Annotated in this window: 15 protein-coding genes; 1 reads left to right on the plus strand and 14 read right to left on the minus strand. The window is 28.3% G+C overall.

Annotated elements, in window-relative coordinates:
* Window positions 1-9: 9 nt before the first annotated feature.
* From H8R92_RS05110 to glnA, 3 genes are all read right to left on the minus strand, one after another.
* Window positions 10-963: a DUF4003 family protein gene (locus H8R92_RS05110; RefSeq protein ID WP_186834875.1), complete on the minus strand. Its 954-nt coding sequence runs from the start codon at window positions 961-963 to the stop codon at window positions 10-12.
* 171 nt (window positions 964-1,134) lie between these two features.
* Window positions 1,135-1,698, minus strand: a complete 564-nt coding sequence (locus H8R92_RS05115) for an ANTAR domain-containing response regulator (protein WP_186834876.1) — start codon at window positions 1,696-1,698, stop codon at window positions 1,135-1,137.
* A gap of 21 nt (window positions 1,699-1,719) precedes the next feature.
* Window positions 1,720-3,048, minus strand: coding sequence for a type I glutamate--ammonia ligase (gene glnA / locus H8R92_RS05120; RefSeq protein ID WP_186834877.1), 1,329 nt, complete (start codon window positions 3,046-3,048; stop codon window positions 1,720-1,722).
* A gap of 361 nt (window positions 3,049-3,409) precedes the next feature.
* Between glnA and H8R92_RS05125 the strand changes: the two genes are divergently transcribed.
* Window positions 3,410-4,765 carry an aspartate kinase gene (locus tag H8R92_RS05125; protein WP_186834878.1) on the plus strand — a complete coding sequence of 452 codons (1,356 nt, stop codon included), beginning with the start codon at window positions 3,410-3,412 and terminating at the stop codon, window positions 4,763-4,765.
* 59 nt (window positions 4,766-4,824) lie between these two features.
* Here the strand turns inward: H8R92_RS05125 and H8R92_RS05130 are convergent, their stop codons facing one another.
* The 11 genes from H8R92_RS05130 to H8R92_RS13330 all read right to left on the minus strand — a co-directional run bounded on the left by H8R92_RS05130 (window position 4,825) and on the right by H8R92_RS13330 (window position 19,550).
* Window positions 4,825-8,127 (minus strand): FtsX-like permease family protein, encoded by a 3,303-nt coding sequence (locus tag H8R92_RS05130; protein WP_186834879.1) that lies wholly within the window; start codon window positions 8,125-8,127, stop codon window positions 4,825-4,827.
* A 15-nt stretch (window positions 8,128-8,142) separates the two neighbouring features.
* Window positions 8,143-8,850, minus strand: coding sequence for an ABC transporter ATP-binding protein (locus tag H8R92_RS05135; protein WP_022167153.1), 708 nt, complete (start codon window positions 8,848-8,850; stop codon window positions 8,143-8,145).
* Complete coding sequence (locus H8R92_RS05140; RefSeq protein ID WP_022212532.1) at window positions 8,840-9,403, minus strand: 4'-phosphopantetheinyl transferase family protein; 564 nt, start codon at window positions 9,401-9,403, stop codon at window positions 8,840-8,842. Before H8R92_RS05140 ends, H8R92_RS05135 begins: the two co-directional genes overlap by 11 nt.
* Window positions 9,400-9,624: an acyl carrier protein gene (locus tag H8R92_RS05145; protein WP_022167151.1), complete on the minus strand. Its 225-nt coding sequence runs from the start codon at window positions 9,622-9,624 to the stop codon at window positions 9,400-9,402. The genes H8R92_RS05140 and H8R92_RS05145 overlap by 4 nt, the downstream gene beginning before the upstream one ends.
* Window positions 9,617-11,296 (minus strand): AMP-binding protein, encoded by a 1,680-nt coding sequence (locus H8R92_RS05150; protein ID WP_186834880.1) that lies wholly within the window; start codon window positions 11,294-11,296, stop codon window positions 9,617-9,619. The genes H8R92_RS05145 and H8R92_RS05150 overlap by 8 nt, the downstream gene beginning before the upstream one ends.
* A 61-nt stretch (window positions 11,297-11,357) precedes the next feature.
* The gene (locus tag H8R92_RS05155) at window positions 11,358-12,689 is read right to left on the minus strand and encodes a condensation domain-containing protein (protein WP_186834881.1); all 1,332 of its coding nucleotides are present in this window, start codon (window positions 12,687-12,689) and stop codon (window positions 11,358-11,360) included.
* Between the two features lie 27 nt (window positions 12,690-12,716).
* The gene (locus tag H8R92_RS05160) at window positions 12,717-14,042 is read right to left on the minus strand and encodes a condensation domain-containing protein (RefSeq protein ID WP_186834882.1); all 1,326 of its coding nucleotides are present in this window, start codon (window positions 14,040-14,042) and stop codon (window positions 12,717-12,719) included.
* Window positions 14,043-14,482: 440 nt separating this feature from the next.
* A complete protein-coding gene (locus H8R92_RS05165; protein ID WP_186834883.1) occupies window positions 14,483-16,315 on the minus strand; it encodes an AAA family ATPase in 1,833 nt (610 codons plus the stop codon).
* Window positions 16,316-16,320: 5 nt separating this feature from the next.
* A complete protein-coding gene (locus H8R92_RS05170) occupies window positions 16,321-16,800 on the minus strand; it encodes an ABC-three component system middle component 2 (RefSeq protein ID WP_186834884.1) in 480 nt (159 codons plus the stop codon).
* Complete coding sequence (locus tag H8R92_RS05175; RefSeq protein ID WP_186834885.1) at window positions 16,787-17,863, minus strand: ABC-three component system protein; 1,077 nt, start codon at window positions 17,861-17,863, stop codon at window positions 16,787-16,789. Before H8R92_RS05175 ends, H8R92_RS05170 begins: the two co-directional genes overlap by 14 nt.
* 409 nt (window positions 17,864-18,272) lie before the next feature.
* Window positions 18,273-19,550 carry a TnsD family Tn7-like transposition protein gene (locus H8R92_RS13330; protein ID WP_330606883.1) on the minus strand — a complete coding sequence of 426 codons (1,278 nt, stop codon included), beginning with the start codon at window positions 19,548-19,550 and terminating at the stop codon, window positions 18,273-18,275.
* Between the last annotated feature and the right edge of the window lie 71 nt (window positions 19,551-19,621).

Consider the following 19,621-nt stretch of genomic DNA (forward strand, 5'->3'; position numbering starts at 1 on the left):
ATTACCACCTTAACTTAAAGCTTCTTCAAATATACCCTTATTCTTACTATTAATAAAAGATATTACTCCATGGGCTAAAAGTTCATCTATATATCTTCTCTTATCACTTATAGTACAAAAAGATACTATTACTACTGCAATTATTGTTCTAAAGCCCTTATCTAAATAAAATTCATATTCAGCTTCCTTATCACATAAGTCTTCTATGACACCTTCAACTAAATCTACAGTTCTTCTAGGATTTGTGTTAGACAACACTCCTACTAAAGGTAAAAATTGATTGGCTATCTTTATATCTCTCTTTTGTAATTGTAACAAAAATTCCATATTTCTATACATGTGACCTGATGATCCATTTAAAATCATGGCATTTGATAGCCCTTGAACACCATTTTTAGTTCTTATATTATAATCAGCCACATGATCATAAACATTTTCTATAAAATCATTTACTACTTCCACTTCTATATTATTAATACTCCATAGTGCACATAATAAATAATCATCTTCATTAGTAATATTATTATACTTTTCTTTTAATAAAATATATGATTCCTTTAGCTTGTACACTATATCATCTTGTTTCCTTGAATTGCCATATCTTCCTATAACATATGCTGTCAGCACTAAATGGCTACATGGTCTAAAACCATTTTCCTCAAGTTTTTCCATAGCACTAAACATATTTTCTATTATTTCTTGTTGCATATCCTTATCTGTTGTCGCAATCAACAATGATATTATATATAATATATCTCCTCTAAAGGGTGACATTCTTGGTGTAACAGCTTTAATTTCTTTCCTAATTTCCTTTATTCTATTTATTGGTATCTCTCTTTCATAATGAGAAAAAACCAGTGATGCAAAGTGATTTAATATATCACCATCATTTTTTAAATACTCTTTAGCTAATCTGTAATTATCTACAGTTCTATCTATCCTATCAACAAGAAATTTTTCCATCCCTTTATCTCTCCCCGTTAATTTATATAACTTAGTTATAAATAATTTCACTATAATTATACTATGCTTTTGTGACAAAATTGCAACAGTTCATTAAAATTTAATTCTTAAAAAAATTTAAGAATTAAGGGCTCCTGTAGGAACCCTTAATTAAAAAATATTTGAATTTATTTATAAAGAGTACTGAATGATAATATTGCTTGCAACATCAATCATCTTACTACCTGTATCCATACTATTTTTTTGGATAATCCTAAAGGCTTCCCTTTCCGTTAAATTTTCACGCTCCATTAAAATTCCCTTAGCTCTTTCAATTATTTTTCGTTCTTCCATGGTGGTTTCTAATTTATTTACTTTTTCTCTCAATTTAGACACTTTCTTATTACTTTGGCATATTAAATTTAAAGAACTTATTAAAATTCCCTTAGAAATAGGATTGGTTATACAAAATATATCTGTTTGTTCCTGTACAAATGATCTATATGTCTCATTTACTATTGCCAAAAAACTACAATTATCAGCTAATGTATTATATACATCCAAAATTGTCATATCATTTAGCTTATAGCCAATAATTACAATTTCAGGGTCCAAAGCTATACATTTTCTGATTAGATCATGCCCTGAGTTGCATGTAGCTAAAACTCTGTATCCTGCTTCAATTATCAGTGAGCCAATTTTTTCTGCTGTATCTAGATTCTGAAGTGCCACAATTACTCCCCTTTGATCATTCATTTCATACCCCACCTTTATGACCTAGTATTTTGAAAGATAACTAGTTATTTCCCACTGGTGTACCTGTGTTCTATAATTATCCCACTCAACCTCCTTGGCCCTAATGTAATATTCAAAGGTGTTTTTTCCTAAAGCTTCTTTCACAAGATCACTTTTTTGCATATATGCAACTGCTTCATGTAAGCTTTCAGGTAAACTTTCTATATTTTCTCTCTTTCTTTCTTCTCTATTTAGATCAAAAATATTTTTATCAATGCATTTAGGTGGTTCTAAATTGTATTTAATACCTTCTAATCCTGCTAATAAAAGACATGCTAAGACAAGATATGGATTTGAGCTAGGATCTGGAGATCTAAGTTCTATCCTAGTTCCCTCTTCTCTGGCTGATGGAACCCTTATAAGTGGACTTCTATTTTTAGCTGACCATGCAATGTATACTGGAGCTTCATAGTCCGGCACCAATCTCTTATATGAATTTACTAAAGGATTTGTTATTGGACAAATCTCTTTAATATGCTTAAGCACACCAGCTATGAAATTATATGCCACTGAACTTAAACCTAATTCATCCTCTTCATTATGAAAAGCATTTTTCCCATCTTTAATCAGTGAAATATTTATATGCATTCCTGATCCATTAACTCCATGTAATGGTTTGGGCATGAAAGTTGCATATAACCCATGTCTTTGAGCAATTGACTTAACTACATATTTAAATGTAGCAATATTATCTGCTGTAACTAATGCATCAGCATACTTAAAATCTATTTCATTTTGTCCTGCAGCCACTTCATGATGTGAAGTTTCAATTTCAAATCCCATATCTTCTAAAGCAAGAGTCATATCCCTTCTGGCATTTTCACCTAAATCTATAGGTCCTAAATCAAAATAACTTCCTTTATCATTAGTTTTTAAGGTTGGATTACCATCATTATCAACTTCAAATAAAAAGAACTCACACTCTGGCCCTACATTCATTGTATATCCCATATCTTTTGCTTTATTAATTACTTTTTTTAGTATATATCTAGGATCTCCTTCAAAAGGAGTTCCATCAGGCATATATACATCGCAAATTAATCTAGCCACTTTCCCCTGTTGCGGTCTCCAAGGAAAAATTACAAATGTATCTAAATCAGGTCTTAAATACATATCTGATTCTTCAACTCTTACAAAACCATTAATTGATGATCCATCAAACATACAATGATTATTTAATGCCTTTTCAAGTTGTCTGTCAGTGATGGCCACATTTTTAAGAGTCCCTAATATATCTGTAAATTGAAGTCTTATAAACTTAACGCCATTTTCTTCTACCATTGCTAAAATATCTTCTTTTGAATAATGCATATAATGCCCCCCTTTGTTTTCAAAAAAGACAATAAATTATGTCCTCATAGTCAGTAAAATGTTAATCTTGTCCAATTTCTTATTAATATTATATACATTCATTAGAAAAACTACAATCTTCTAATTATCACTATAATATTAATAAGTTATTTTTTTAAATAACTACTAAAATATTGAATTTATTTTTATACTAATATCATTTTTTTCATACTTTTATTATTTTTTTATTTTTCACTAATGTTCCTTTCTTATACAAAGTAAAAATCATATAAAATTATTTGCAAAATATACAACATTTATGTAAAATATTTCTAATATTATATTATTATTACAAATAATAATTCTATTGGGGGCTATTAATATGAAAACAATTGTAACAAAGTTTGGTGGAAGTTCTTTATCTGATGCCAATCAGTTTAAGAAAGTAAAAAATATATTTTTTGCAGATGAAGCTAGAAAATTCATTGTTCCATCTGCACCTGGAAAAAGACATTCAAAAGATTTTAAAATTACAGATGTCTTATATCTTTGCCATGGTCATATACAATCTGGTATACCTCTAGATGATGTATTTAAACTTATTAGTGAAAGATATGAAAGCATAGTTGAAGAATTAAATATAGATTTAAACATCCAGAATTATTTAAATATTGTAAAAGAAGATTTAGAAAATGGGGCTTCTAAAGATTATGCTGCAAGTCGTGGCGAATACTTAAATGGATTAATACTTGCTGAATATTTAGGTATAGACTTTATAGATGCTAAAGATGTTATCAAATTTAATAGATATGGTACTTTAGATAATAAGGCCACTGAACTTAAACTTAAAGATGCTTTGTCTAAATCTGAAAAAGCTGTTATTCCTGGTTTTTATGGTTCTGACCCTGAAGGTAATATTGTTACTTTTTCAAGAGGAGGATCCGATGTCACTGGTGCATTAGTGGCTGCTAATATTAACGCTGATTTATATGAAAATTGGACAGATGTATCAGGATTTCTTATGGCAGATCCCAAAATCGTTGATCATCCCATGCAAATTAAAGAAATAACATATAGAGAGCTACGCGAATTATCATATATGGGGGCATCTGTATTACATGAAGAAGCTGTTTTTCCTGTGAGAAATGCTGGAATACCTATAAACATAAAAAATACCAATGCTCCTGAAGACAGTGGAACATTTATTATAAGTTCTAGGGAAAATTCCTCTAATAAAACGCTTACTGGTATAGCTGGTAAAAAAAACTTTACTGTTATTTCTATCGAAAAAGCTATGATGAATACAGAACTTGGTTTCTGTAGAAAAGTGCTTTCTATCCTTGAGCAAAATAATGTTTCTTTTGAAAATATGCCTTCAGGTATAGATTCAGTATGCGTGGTCATATCAGATTCTGAACTTAAGAACAAGCTTGAAATTCTTGTAGATGAAATTCAGCGTTCTTGTAACCCAGATTCTATAGTAGTTCATCCTAATATGGCTCTTATTGCAACTGTTGGTGCTGGCATGGCCAATAAAAAAGGTGTTGCTGTAAAAATATTTGATGCTTTATCACAAGCTGATATAAATGTGAGAATGATTGATCAAGGTTCTAGTGAAATCAATATCTTAATTGGTATTGAAAATGAAGATTTTGAAAAAGGTATTAATGCTATCTACAATTCATTTAGTGATGAATATCTAAATGTTGTACCTATTAAATCAACATCAGCAAATTAGAAAAATTTTGCAAACTAATACCACAAAATAAAACGGAGCTATTCAGCCCCGTTTTCTTATTATTCAACTGATTTTAAAGATTCAACCATGCTTATATTATTAAGTTTTCCATACATAGATACATTAACAAGTAAAGTAAATACTAAAGTAAATGCTGCTGCATATATAAAGCTTATACCATGAATAGATCTACCAAACATAACTATATCCATTTCAATGGTAGAAACTATATAATTGCTTAGGAAAATACCCATTACTAATCCTACTGCAATACCTATTACCGATAAAACGATATTTTCTCTATATACATAATTGGCAGATTCTTTTTCAGTAAATCCTAACACCTTTATTGTAGCAATTTCTCTCATTCTTTCAGCTACATTTATATTTGTTAAATTATATAAAACAACAAATGCTAATGCTGCTGCACAAATAATCATAAGCACTACTACTGAATTCAAACTTGATATTATATCTTCAAAACTTGATATTACATAAGAAGTTGAAGTAACAACTAAAATATCATTTTTCTTTAACCAATCCTTAGCAACTTCATCTTCATGAGCTTTACCATCTTTAGTAAGCTTTAATAAAGCTGTATTAAGCTTTAAATCTTCCCCAAACTTTTCTTCATACATCTTTCTAGATAAATATACGTAATTATATACATAATTTTCTACTATACTAGATATTTTTAAATCAACAGTTATTCCAGCATCATCTCCTACAGTTATAGTATCTCCTACAGAAAGATTTAAAAGTTTGGCTAGCTTTTCTGTTATTACCACATTATCATCGGTAAGCTCAATATCACTTTCAGAGTCCTTATCTAATAAATGTACATAGTCCTTAAATTTATCTAATGATTCTGGTACAAATAATCTTATCTGTACTTCTTTATCATCATTTGCCTTCGATCCATTCATCAAGCTTTGTTTAATCATCATTGATGATTTAACACGCTTATCTATATCAATGGCATCTTTAAGACTTTTCTTTTCATCTAAAGTACCTTCATATTTTAAGTTCATCATAGTATCATACGTAAATATCTCACCATATTGTTTAGGAACAACTACAGAAATAGAATCCTTTAAACCATATGCTGCAAGTATTAGTGCAGTACAACCAGCCACTCCTAAAACAGTCATGATAAATCTAGCTTTATATCTAAAGATATTTCTTGTAGTTACCTTTGATGAAAAATTCATTTTATTCCATATAAATGGTATCTTTTCTAATAATATACGCTTTCCTTGCTTTGGAGCTTTAGGTCTCATTAAAGTTGCAGGATTTAGTTTTAGTTCTCTATAAGCTACTAAATATGCAACTGTACAAGTGCAAAGCAAAGCACATACAACTGCTATAATTATAACTGGTATACTTATTTTAACTGCAAATATAGGTAATTTATACATTGCATCATAAGAGTGGAATATTGTCTTAGGTAAAATTAATAGTCCAACCACTATTCCTAAAATACTTCCTGTTATTGCTGCTAAAAATGCATAAAAAAAGTACTTAGCTGCTATAGTCTTATTTTCATATCCTAATGCCTTAAATGTACCTATCTGTGTTCTTTCTTCCTCAACCATTCTCGTCATTGTTGTAAGACATACAAGTGCTGCTACTATGAAGAAAAATAATGGGAACACACTAGCTATACCATTAATACGAGTAGCATCTTCTGCAAAAGAAGTATACCCTGGATTATCATCTCTAGTAAATATATACCACTTACCATTGGAAATATTTTTTAAATCATTTGATTTTTGATTTAATTCATCTTCAGCTAAAGTAAATTGAGTGTCAAACTCTTTTTGTCCTTCTTCTAATTGAGCCTTTGAATCTGCTAGCTGTTTCTTTGCTTCTTCAATTTGAACTTTCCCTTCTACAATTTGCACCTTAGACTGTTCTAATTGTACTTTTCCATCTGCAATCTGCTGTTCCGCAGCAGTCAAGTTATCTTTTTGAATATTAATTTCATTTTGAGCTGCCTGAATTTGTGCTGCTGATGAATCTAATTGTTCTTTGGCTGCAGCAATTTGATAGTCAGCATCTGCTATCATCTGTCTTCCAGCATCAACTTGTGCAACAGCATCATTATACTGAGTTATATACGAATCAAATTGAGATTGAAGTACTGATGATAAAACTCCACCATTATCTATTATTGACTGTAAGCCACTAATTAATGGCCCATAAGTATCTAATTGAGCTTGTGCTTGATTTAATTGTGCTTCTCCAGCCTCTCTTTGTGCCATATATTCAAAATATGCTGCATTATATTGATCTACTCCAGCATTATATTCATTTATTCCTTCATTAAGTTGTTCTTCTCCAGCAACTATTTGATTCCATCCATCAGCAACTTGTGCTTCTGAGGCAGCTAACTGCTCTTCTGAAGCCTTTATTTGTGCTTCTCCATCAGTAATTTCTTGTTCTTTTTCAGCTATCGTAGCTTCTGCTTCCTGAATTTGCTTCTTCCCATCATCTAAATCTGCTTGAGCATCTGCTTTTTGAAAATCAATTTCTTTTCTTGCTGCATCTATTTGCTTCTGAGCTTGCGTAAGTATTGCTTCTTTATTTACTTCTACTCTGTCTACACCAAGACTTGATAATTTTGAAGAATAGTCTGCAATATATGATTTATAGTCATCTTCAAAGCTTGATTCATATTTTTTAGGTGTATTTACACATAAAAATACTTCTGTATATCGGCTATATGCAAAATCATCAGCAGAAATCATCATATAATTTAAGATTGATCCATCACCAACTTGTGTTATCCCTTTATCAAAAGCAATATATTGAGGACTTTCGATAAATCCTACAACCTTAAAGGTCGAAGTCTTTACTACGTCAGTTATTTCCTTATCATCGCTAGGAGAAAGAAGTTCTATGGTATCTCCTATTTCATATTTAACTGATGTATTAGAATTACTTTCAACTACACATTCACCTGATTTTTCTGGCAATCTTCCTTCTACCACATTTAGTTCATTAATAGGCTGCTTTCCATAAGAGCTTTCAGGCACAGCTTGTACCCTAACTACATTATTTGCACCACCAGTATTAACTAATAAGTCTGCTGAATAAGAAGGCATTACTTGCATAACACCTTTAAGTTCTTCTAATGATCTAATATCATCATCTTGAAAACCATAGTCTGACATAATTTTATAATCCATCAAATTATTTGCTTCAAAAAATTTATTTGCTGAATATTTCATACTTGGACTTGCAGCTTTAACTCCCACAAAAAAACCTACCCCTAAAGCTACAATAAGTAATATTGAAATAAATCTGCTTTTAGTATCTTTTATTTGTCTTATGAAGACCTTTTTTAAACCACTTGTCATAAAACTCCGCCCCCATTACCACTCAATATCATCAATGGAGGTTAATTTTTTATTAATAACCATAGATTCTACCTTACTATTTTTAACTCTTATAACTCTATCAGCCATTGGCGTAATAGCTTGATTATGTGTTACTAGTACTACAGTCATATTTTCTTTTCTACATGTTTCCTGTAAAAGCTTTAAGATGTTCTTTCCTGTCTGATAATCCAATGCTCCTGTAGGTTCATCACATAGAAGAAGTTTTGGTCTTTTTGCTAAAGCACGAGCAATGGCAACACGTTGTTGCTCCCCTCCTGATAATTGAGAAGGGAAATTATCCATACGATCTTCAAGGCCTACACTTCTTAATGCTTCTTCTGCATCCATTGGTTCTTTACAAATTTGAGATGCTATTTCAACATTTTCTTTAGCTGTAAGGTTTTGTATTAGATTATAAAATTGAAATACAAATCCTATATCATAACGTCTATACAAAGTAAGCTCTTTGTTATTCATGGCACTTAAATCTTTTCCACCAATGATTATTTGCCCATCATCATTTTGGTCAATACCACCTAACATATTAAGAATTGTACTTTTTCCAGCACCACTAGGCCCTACTATAACTACAAATTCTCCTGGTTTAACATGAAAGTTAACTCCATTGGCTGCAGCTATAGTAACTTCACCCATTTGATACCTTTTATAAACATCCTTAAATTCTATAAAATTATCTTCCATCTAAATTAACCCCCCTTAGTATAATTTCTTCATTTTTATCTGTACAAATAGATAAAATAAACTTATTATCTATTTGGTAATTTTTAATTTTCAATCCTTTGTAATTACATAAATATTCATCACCATTTTGTATAAACTCATTTTCCTTTATGGGATAGTGTAATCCTACTCCTAAAGCCTTGCCTAAACTTTCTTTCATAGTCCAATATGTGAAAAAAGTTTTTTCACTATCATCAGAGTTATATATTGAATTTATTTCCTTCTTATTACACACTCTTCTTACTACATAGTCATCAAAGCTTCTAATATTTTCAACATCTACTCCTATTTCTTCCAAACCTACAGCACAAGCAATAAGTCCATCACAATGGCTTATATTAAATTTTATATGCTCATTGTTTTTAAAAGAGGGTTTGCCATATTGATTTCTCATTACAGCTTCATCCTCTATTTCTACTTTAAAGACGCTTTTTATTGAATATCTTAATAATTCCTTGCTATAATATCTTTGTAATTTTATATCATTACATTTAGCTATAAAACATTGAATCAATTTTGTTCATTGATGTAGCTTAATACATCTTTAACTGTTCTAAAATTTCTTATATCTTCATCTGGAATTTCGATATCAAACTCATCCTCAAATTTACCTACGATACTCATTATGTCATATGAGTTTATGTTTAAATCATCCATTAAATCCATATCTGATGTTATTTCTTCTTCCTTTAACCCTAAATAATTTGCCATTATTTCTATTACTTTCTTATCCAATTTGACTTACCTCCTCTAAGAACTTTTGTCTTATTATTTTTTTAGAACTATTTTTTTCAAACTCTTCTTCTTTTATATATATATGCTGTATTTTTTTAAAGCTTGGCAATTTTTTATTTACCTTTTTCAAGTCTTCTTTTAAGATTGACTCTAACTCTTCTAAACTTTTACCTGAAGAAAAATCTTGATCTAAATATACATATGTGCTGATAACTTCACTACCTTTTTTATTCTTATCTATATAAACAAGTGATTCTTTAACATACGGCATCATTTCATATATATATCCTTCTAACTCTTCAGGGTGTACATTTTTACCGTTACTTAAAACAATTAAATTTTTCTTTCTTCCACAAATAACAAGATTTTTATCAGCGTCTATGCTTCCATAATCACCTGTTCTAAACCATCCATTAGTAAATGATTTTTCATTACTTTCATCATCTTTGTAATATCCTATCATTACATTTGGACCTTTAACTAATATTTCACCAATTCCTTCTTCATTTTTATTATCAATTTTCACTTCACAACTGGAAAATATTTTTCCTACTGAAAAATGATCTCCTTTTTTATTTAAATTTACACTGATTAATGGAGTGCATTCTGTTATTCCATATCCATTGTGAATAGTTATTCCTATATCGCCAAAGAAAGTTATAAGTTCTGGCTTAAGTGCTGCCCCTCCACATACAATTGCTTTTAATTTACCACCAAAGTTAGCATGCACTTTTCTAAATAATAGCCTTCTTAAATCTATACCAGATTTCAATAAGAAATTACTAACTTTTATACTATTTTCAAAAACCTTTTCCACATTCATTCTTTTTAATTCGACTCTTATACTTTTTTCCATAGTTTCTAAAAATAATGGTACCATTACTTCCATTTCTGGTTTCACTAATTTTAAATTTTTAGATAAATATTTCAAACTATCATTAATAAAAATATTCATCCCCATAGCTATTGGAGCCATCATACCACAAACATTCTCATATATATGATGAAATGGTAATACTGCCACAGTATTGTGATAAATTCCAAAAGCCTTACATGATTGTTCAATATTCACCAATAAATTATTTTGACTTATCATTACACCTTTGTTAAATCCAGTTGTTCCAGATGTAAACATAATAACATTTAACTCATTAACATTTACAGTAGAGTTTTCATATACTGTATTACCTTCATTTATCAATTCTCTACCTTCATTTATTAAAGTTTGTACATCTTTATACTTATCTATATCACTTAAGCATGCTGCAAATTCTAACTTACTATTTTCCACCATTTCATCTATACTAGATAAAAATCCTTTTGAAAATAATAACGCTGATGCCTCACCTTTATCTACTAGTTTACTTATTTGTTCTGAGTCTAACTCCTTATCAAGAGGCACTGCTACTCCAACTCCTGTTATAATTGCAAGATATGAAACAATCCAGCTATAACTATTTCCCCCTACTATAGCTATATGCTTATCTTTTAACCCCATATCTATGAGTTTTGTCCCCAAAGCATAAACATCATCTCTTAACTGTCCATAAGTATAACTTACTATTTTCTTATTTTTCTTTTCTCTAATAGCAATTTTATCTTTATACTTATTACTAGAATTATTAATAATATCCCTAATGGTTTCTAGGCATTCTCCAAAGACCTCTATCACTTTATTTATCCCCCTTTATACCAACCACATAATATCTTATTAAATTCTACATTAATAAAACCTATGCATAAATCTCATCAATTATTTCACCAATAGTCTTATTAGAAGATTCAATTCCAATTTCTACTGCTTTAATCATCACTCTATATAGCTCATCAACTATTTCATCACTTACTACAGCAACTTTATATTGGAACATGAAATCTAATTCACCTGAATCTAAAGTGTCCATTATTGTTAGATATAAATTCATTGATGAACTTCCATTAAAATAATTTTGTACTTTAGCTTTTATCCTATTGTCTGTAAATATCTTTGCTGGCTGGTAAGTTATCGTAAAGTCTGTAAGAAGCCCTGATTTAATTCCTGCTTGTTTTAATACATAATCATGTGCAAGTTGATATGGAAAATCTCCATGCCTGTATAATTCAAACTGCTCTTTTGTTAGCTTTTCACATGCTTCTTTAAAAGATACTCCATATGGGCATTCTACCTTAAGTTGTAAGTTATTCACCATCATTCCTCCAGCTTTTTTTCTATCCATAGAGGATCTTCTTGCTAATACAGAATTCACCATTGACTTATCAGTATTATTTAGCTTATAAAAGTATATCTGGCTTCCTAAAATAAATAATGTTTGCTGAGATATTCTATTTTCTCTACAATATTCATTTATTTTTGCTACAATACTCTTATCTAATGACATTACTTTCTGTTTGCCTTTATATCTTATATTATTAGGTCTATATTTTTTTCCTACATATTTAGGTTCCACTGATGCAAAAACCGCTGGGTCTTTCCATTTTTTCTTAATAAACTCATAATCTCTTTGCATCCTTTTAGAATTCATATAATCTAAATCTTTTTCAATTAGAGGTATAAATTTCGCTGGCTCTTCTGGAAGTTTCTTTCCATCTTTCATAGCTAAATAAACATTAATAACATCTTTTGCATATACTGTTAATCCCCATGCATCCATAATAACATGATTTACCTTCATATATATTCCAGTTAAATCTTCTGGACCCTTTATAATAACTACATCATATAATTCCTTATCATTATATTTAAATGCAGTACTTGTCCATTTTTCTAAAATTTCATCTATATGATCCTTTGAATAATTTGAGTAGTCTTCAATTTTTATTTCTTTAGGTTCTTCTTCTGAAACATATTGTTTTATTTGGCCTTTAACCTTTTTAAGTCTAAGCCTTAAGGCATCCATTCGCCATATAGCTTTATAAGCTGCAGCTTTTAATAATTCACAATCAATATTCTCATGAAACCAAACTGCAGTACCAATATTAACAACGTTTTTTTCAGGTATGAATTTTAATGCAAAATACATTAGTTTTTGTGATGGAGTTAAATCATAATACTTCCTTTCAACCAATATTAAATCCTCCTCTAATACTAAAAATTATATTTCACTTATTATTTCTCTTAAGGTCTTATTAGGTGAGGCTATACCTATCTCAATACTCTTAATCATCTGATCATAAAGCTTATCTACAATTTCTTCACTGGCCATTGCTAAATTATATTCAAACATAAAATCCAAATTTCCAGTTCCTAAAACATCTATAATAGTTAGATATACTGGAATTCCAGAACTACCATTACTGTAGTTTTGTACTCTTGCTTTAAGCATATTTTCACTTCCTACTTTAGCTGCTTGGTAAGTAAAAGATAAATCAGTAAAGTTTCCAGACCTTATTCCTACTTTTTTTTGAAGATAATCCATAACTTGTTGATAAGGATAATCTCCATGTCTAAATAATTTAGCTTGATCTATCATTATCTTATTACATGCATCAAGGAAAGATAAATCATGTGGACATTTAACAACTAATTCTAGAATATTAATCAACATACCTCCAGCTTTCTTGGCTGCAGCCCCACTTCTCCTTGCAAGAACATTATTTACTAAGGATTCATCAGTATTATTTAGCTTATAGAAATATAATTGACTTCCTAATAAAAATACACTTTGTGGTGAAAGTCTATTTTCTTTACAAAATGATGTTATCTTTTCTACCTTTTCTCTTTCTAAAGTTATTACTTTTAATTTAGATTTAAACCTTAAAGATGTAGCTCTATATTTTTTACCAAGATAATTTTCATCTATTGTTGCATAATTAGGTACTTTATTAAAATATTCCTTCCAAAACTCTTCATCTCTATTAAATCTTTTTGAGTTTTTGTATGCCAAATCAGCTTCAATTAATGGAATAAATGGTGCTGGTGCTTCTGGCAATTCTTTATTATCTATCATAGCTGCATATACATCCATAACATCCTTTATAAAAACAGTTAATCCCCATGCATCCATTGCTACATGATTAACCTTTACATAAATACCAGTTAAGTTGTTTTTAGCTTTAATTATAGTAATATCATATAACTCTGCATTTTTATATTTAAATGATGTTCCTGTCCAACCAGTAAGCTTATCATCAATTTGCTTTTTAGATAAATTAGTAAAATCTACTATATTTACTTTTTTAGGTTCTTCTGTGGATACATATTGCTTAATTACTCCATCTATCTTTTTTAATCTAAGCCTTAATGCATCTACCCTCCAAATTGTTTTATATATTGCCTGTTCTAATAAATCAACGTTAACTTCTTCTTCAATCCATAAGGCTGTTCCTATGTTTACTATATTCTTTTTTGGTGAGTATTTTAAAGCAAAATACATGACATCCTGAGATAATGTTAAATCATAATATTTAATACTTTCCATAAATTAATCCCCCTAACTTTTATGTTATTTTATTTTCCTGTGGCAAGTATTTTATAAATTAGACTAATTGTTATAAAAATAACTTGATTATATTATAAGTTATATTTCCATTTTTTTCAATTTTTAAAAAGTATTGTTTTCTTTATTTCATTGGTCTTTATAAATTTTTACTTTCTCTATAAAAATAGAAAAGGATTCCTCAATCATAAAAATGTCTCGAAAATTTCTCTCTTTGACTCACCCCTTCTCATCTCCCATTTTTCCTACCTTAACACAAAAAGAGCCCCATACAAAATCATTACAATTTCATATGAGACTCTATTTTTCGAAACTTTTTTATAGTTCTTTTCGGAACTATTTTATAAAGTTCGGAACTTTTTTATAAGTAAACATAGTAGCTAATAAATTCTTATTAGCTACAGAGATAAGGATAACTTTTATTACTCTACAGGAAAGAATCCATACCTTCCATTATTTTTATTTTTGGTAAAATGATAATAATTAATTTTATCCAATAATTCCTTTTGAGGGTCTGCATTTTCTAAAACTATCACTTGCTGTTTTTTAAAATTTTCTGCTAAATATTTATAGAATGAACTTTTTACTACTTCACTTATCTTTTCTTCTCCACTATCTTTTTCTTTAAATGTTATAAGTGGAGAATCTATTACAACTATTTTAGGATGTGGAAGTCCACGTAAAATATTATATTTCATAATTGCTAATGATAATGCTGAGTTTATTATAGCTCTATATCCTTTTCCAAAACTAGCTTTCTTTTTACCATTAATCTCTAAATCATATGTCTTTAAATCAAATGATACCTGTGGAGACTTAAATAAATTCCATTTATCTAATAAATTACTTATTTCTAGACACAAAGCTTTACTATTTTCATCATTTATTTTATTTAACTCTACTTTCACATTATTAATATTAACCTTTTTACTAGATAAATCATTTTTTAATTTCTTAGCTTCTTCTAACTTATCTTCAATAAATTTAACTCTATTTATTTCTTCTCTCTTTTCTAATATTTCTGCTAATTCACTTACTTTTAAATCTATTATAGGTTTTAACTTCAAGTTAATTTCTTCCGTTAATCTATCTACCTTTAACTTTATTTCATCTCTAATTCTTATAATTTCTATATTATTATTTTCAATTTCTAACATTACTTCTTCAAGCTCTATAATTTTCTTATTTAATTTATTTTTTTCTGCAAATATACTATCTTCTATTTTAGAAGTATTAATATACTCTAATTCTATTTCAGATGAACATACTGGACACTTAACATCATCTAATTGATTTATATAATAATTTGCGTCATCAATAAACTCTAATCTTTTTAAATCTGATAAATAATTATTTTTTAAAAGTCTAAACTTTTTAATCACTTCATTATTGTATTGAATAGAAGTATCTTTATCTATTACTTCTTTTAATAATGTCTGCCTTTTAGCGTCACAATCTTTTAAATTTTCTTTTTTACAATTAATATTATTTCTAATATCTTTAATTAATTCTTCTATATCATATTGACTCTTCTCATCACTAATATTATTTTTTTCTTGCAACTCCTGTATATAGTTTGTTATAAGATTATCTAAAACTTCAATTTTAGCTTCAATTTTGATATTGTTCATCTTTTTCTCTTCATTAGATATTGTTTTACAATTATCCTCTAGTCCTGTTATAATAGTTTTAAAAGCATTTTTATACTCTGGATATTTAGAATATCCACCATTACCGAGTATTATTGATTTTTCAGCTATTATCTTCTCTTCGCCTAACAAACTTAATCTTGCAAAATCTCTATAGGTAAAACTTCTTGTCTCTCCCTTCTTATTTTTAACTATACTTGTATATCTTGAATTACATAAATCAAGTAAAAATGAAGATATATTATTAATACTATTTTTTCTATGTTCTTCTTTAATATTTTCTGGAGTTATTGTATCTTTTAAACAGTATGAGCAATTATACTTGTACATTTTCCCATCAACCAAATCACGTCTTAATGTATAAATATTACATTCATAATCTTCTATTTCAATAAATATTGAATCATAACCTTTAGCCTCTTCAATTTGTTTAGGTGTTTTACCTCCTCCAAGCATATAATCTATTACTTGGAAAATAAATGTTTTTCCTGTATCCGAAGCTCCTGATATTACATTTAATCCAACATTAAAATCTAAAAAAGCATCTTCTTTATTAGGTCCAATCATTATTATTTTATTTATTTTAAACCCATATAATTTATTCATAATTTCTACTTCTCCCTATCTAGATAATCACTTACACTGCTACTATTCCATAACTCTATATTATCATATAGATATCTTCTAATATCATCTGAACTATAATTCTTAAATATTTTAGTAACTACTTCTATATTCTTCTCTAATTCTAAGTAATACTCGCTATCAAAATAAGATAAAAAATACTCACTAATAGCATTTGAAGTATATTCAATCCCTCTACAATTAAACTTAACATCTATAAGTCCCTTAGATATTAATAACTCTATTCCCTGTTTTACAACATTAATTTTGGAATATACCTCTAAACCGTGAAAAGGATTATCTGGATGAATGCTAATTAATTCATCATTAACCAAACTGCCGTGTAAAGATAAATAATCTACAATAATAAGCTTATCAATATCAATTTCTTTTTTATTCTTAACAATTATCATTAACAGTCTTAATGCTATCTCTACCGGTGTATTATATATATTATTCTCCTTCATAATTACCCACCCAACTTATTTCATAATTATTAACTAAATCGTGACAAATCCCAACTTTTTCGCTCGGTGATATTGGTCCAAAAGCCATACTTTCTATATTCATATTTCTTGCTACTTTCAATGTTTCATTAACTTTTTTAAAACAACTTGAATGCTCTTCTTCACAACAATCAATTACCCCCTTATATATTTCATTTTTTAATTCATCATAAGGCTGTGAATCTAAATATTCATCCCTTGAAACCCTTGCTAGCAATTGTGCTATATAAAAATCTTCTCTCTGTCTATTACAGTGGTTAAAATATTTTTTATTACTTTTTAACTCATCGTAACTTTTAACATTAAAATTCAGCTCATCTGAATACACAATGAATAATTCTTTCATATAATTAAATTTTTCTTCCTCTTTACTAACTTCTTTAGGTACTTCAGGTTTTTCTCTCTTCTTTATCCCTCCACCAAATCTAAATTTATAGTATATAGTCTGAGAATATTGTTCTATAAGCTTTATTGGAGGTATATCACATACTATACTAAAATCGAAATTTTTAACATATTCTAAAAATTTATCTTCTAAAACAACCCTTTCCTTCTTCGTAATTCGCGATTCACATTTCTCGCTCCACTGCTCTATTAATTTGTTATTTATTGACTCAGGTTTATCTATTAAATCACGTAAATCTGGTCCAACTCCATTACTTGCAACAATATAATACTTCTTTGGAATACTATATATATTTTTATATGTATAATAGCAAAGTTTACCAAATTCTACCCAGTACTGGCTTGGACTTAAAGGATTCTTATAATGTTTGCATTGATAAATATCTACTGTTTTATCATCATAATATGCAACAACATCTCTTCCCTTATCTCCTGCCCCTGCCATAGAGCTAACTTTATAATAATTATTATGTACATATCCATTTGCCCATTCCACTACTAAATCTTCAAAATCATCTTCACTCATAATCTTCAATCTATCTAATGGGGGAATAGGTTGTCCCATATATGGGTTATACTCAGTTGGAGCCTTACATTTTGGTAGTTCTTCTAAGACCATCTAAACACCTCTTTTACATAATTCTAACAGTTAAATTATAATTTCACATCACTTATTTGTAAATATTATCTATTACAAGATATATTTCTCATAAAAAAAGCTTTATATGTAACTTGATACTACATCTAAAGCTTAAAATCTGTATCCATACTAAGTTATAATATTCAGATATTCTCTATTAAACTAACACATATACTCTTTAATATTAAATATATATCTTAATTTTTATAAAATCTTCTAATAATTTTTTTCATTATTTAATTTAATAAAAATGCAGTTCAAGTAGATTTGGAGGGGACACTTTTAATAAAAATGCACTCCAAGTAGATTTATGTAGGTACTTTATATAATTTTATATTATTTTTGCAATTCCATCATATTTAAAGTGATATTTTTTTCATTTTATCTATCAACTTGTATACATTTTATGTTTTAAATTCTTTATTCCTGCTTTCCTTTTTACTTTTGATTCTGTAGCTATTTCATTATTAAAACAATTATTTTTAACCCAAACTACTCTTCTTTTTTGGTAATCCTCAATACTTTCTACAATACTATTTATTAATTCTTTACTTTTGGGAATGTTATCTAATTTCTTTTGAATTAATGTAACTTCACCTATTTTCCTACCTATTAATCCTTTAGTTATTCTAATTGGTTTTATATTTTCATCTAATAGTTCTGGTAATATATCCTTAACCTTTTTTAAAACTTCTTCATCTCTTTTTTCCCAATCAATATCCTTTTTACCTTGTTTTCTTTTCCTTTTAGGTGAATTTTCTCTTAACCACTCCTTATCATATCTATATAAAAAATCATATACTCCTCTATTTAAACTTCTTATTTCGGTAGTTGTTGAATCTGGATTTTCTTTTATAAAAGTCAGCCATTTTTCTCTCTTTAAATTAATTTCATTAATATCTTTCTTAGCCTTTCTAATAAAACTACCATCAAACTCCCTACTATTAAATAACTCTTTTATGTCTATTCCTAAGAAATCAATTATAAGTAAGTGATATAGTGTGTGAAAAAAAGTTCTATGCTTTCTTGTTATCTTAGTGAGCCAACTGTTATTATCTCCTACTGAAACATCACAACCTAATAACTGTAAATATTTATGTCCATAAAATTGAATAAACCTTTTGTGTAATATATCTTGATTCACTTTATGCTTACCATCTGCAATTCCTAACATAACCAATTTATTAATATAATAATCTCTGAAAAACTCCTTATTTTTATGTACATAAAAATCATTTAAAAGATATCTTGAATTATTTATTAAAGATATTTGCTTTTTTATAATTTCTTCATCAAGCTCTACTACAATTTCTTTATCTTTATAATTAAAATGATTTATATTAATAAATTCTTGTCTATTCTTAATATCTTCATTTAATACTTCAAAAAGTGAAGTATTATGCTTATCACAAATTAATATACCTGATATTTGCTGTTCTCTGTGCCAATATGCCTCCCCATATTTTTCTTTATCTTCTCTAATGCATTCTTTACAATATTTTAAATTATTCTTATTGTTCATATTATTGTTAGATAATCCTAATGTAGAAAAAATTCTTGACCCATCTCCACTTTTCATTAATTCAAATACAATATTAGCCCTTTCATAATCTGAAAAGGCTAAATAATATTTATATAATGTAGTTTTATTAATAAATTCTTCTATTGTATTTTATACTTAACTTGTGGTTCTTTCCGAAGTTAGTTGAAAATGCTTACACTCTGTTTTATACTTTA

The sequence above is a fragment of the Clostridium lentum genome (genome assembly GCF_014287815.1).
Lineage (GTDB): Bacteria > Bacillota > Clostridia > Clostridiales > Clostridiaceae > Clostridium > Clostridium lentum.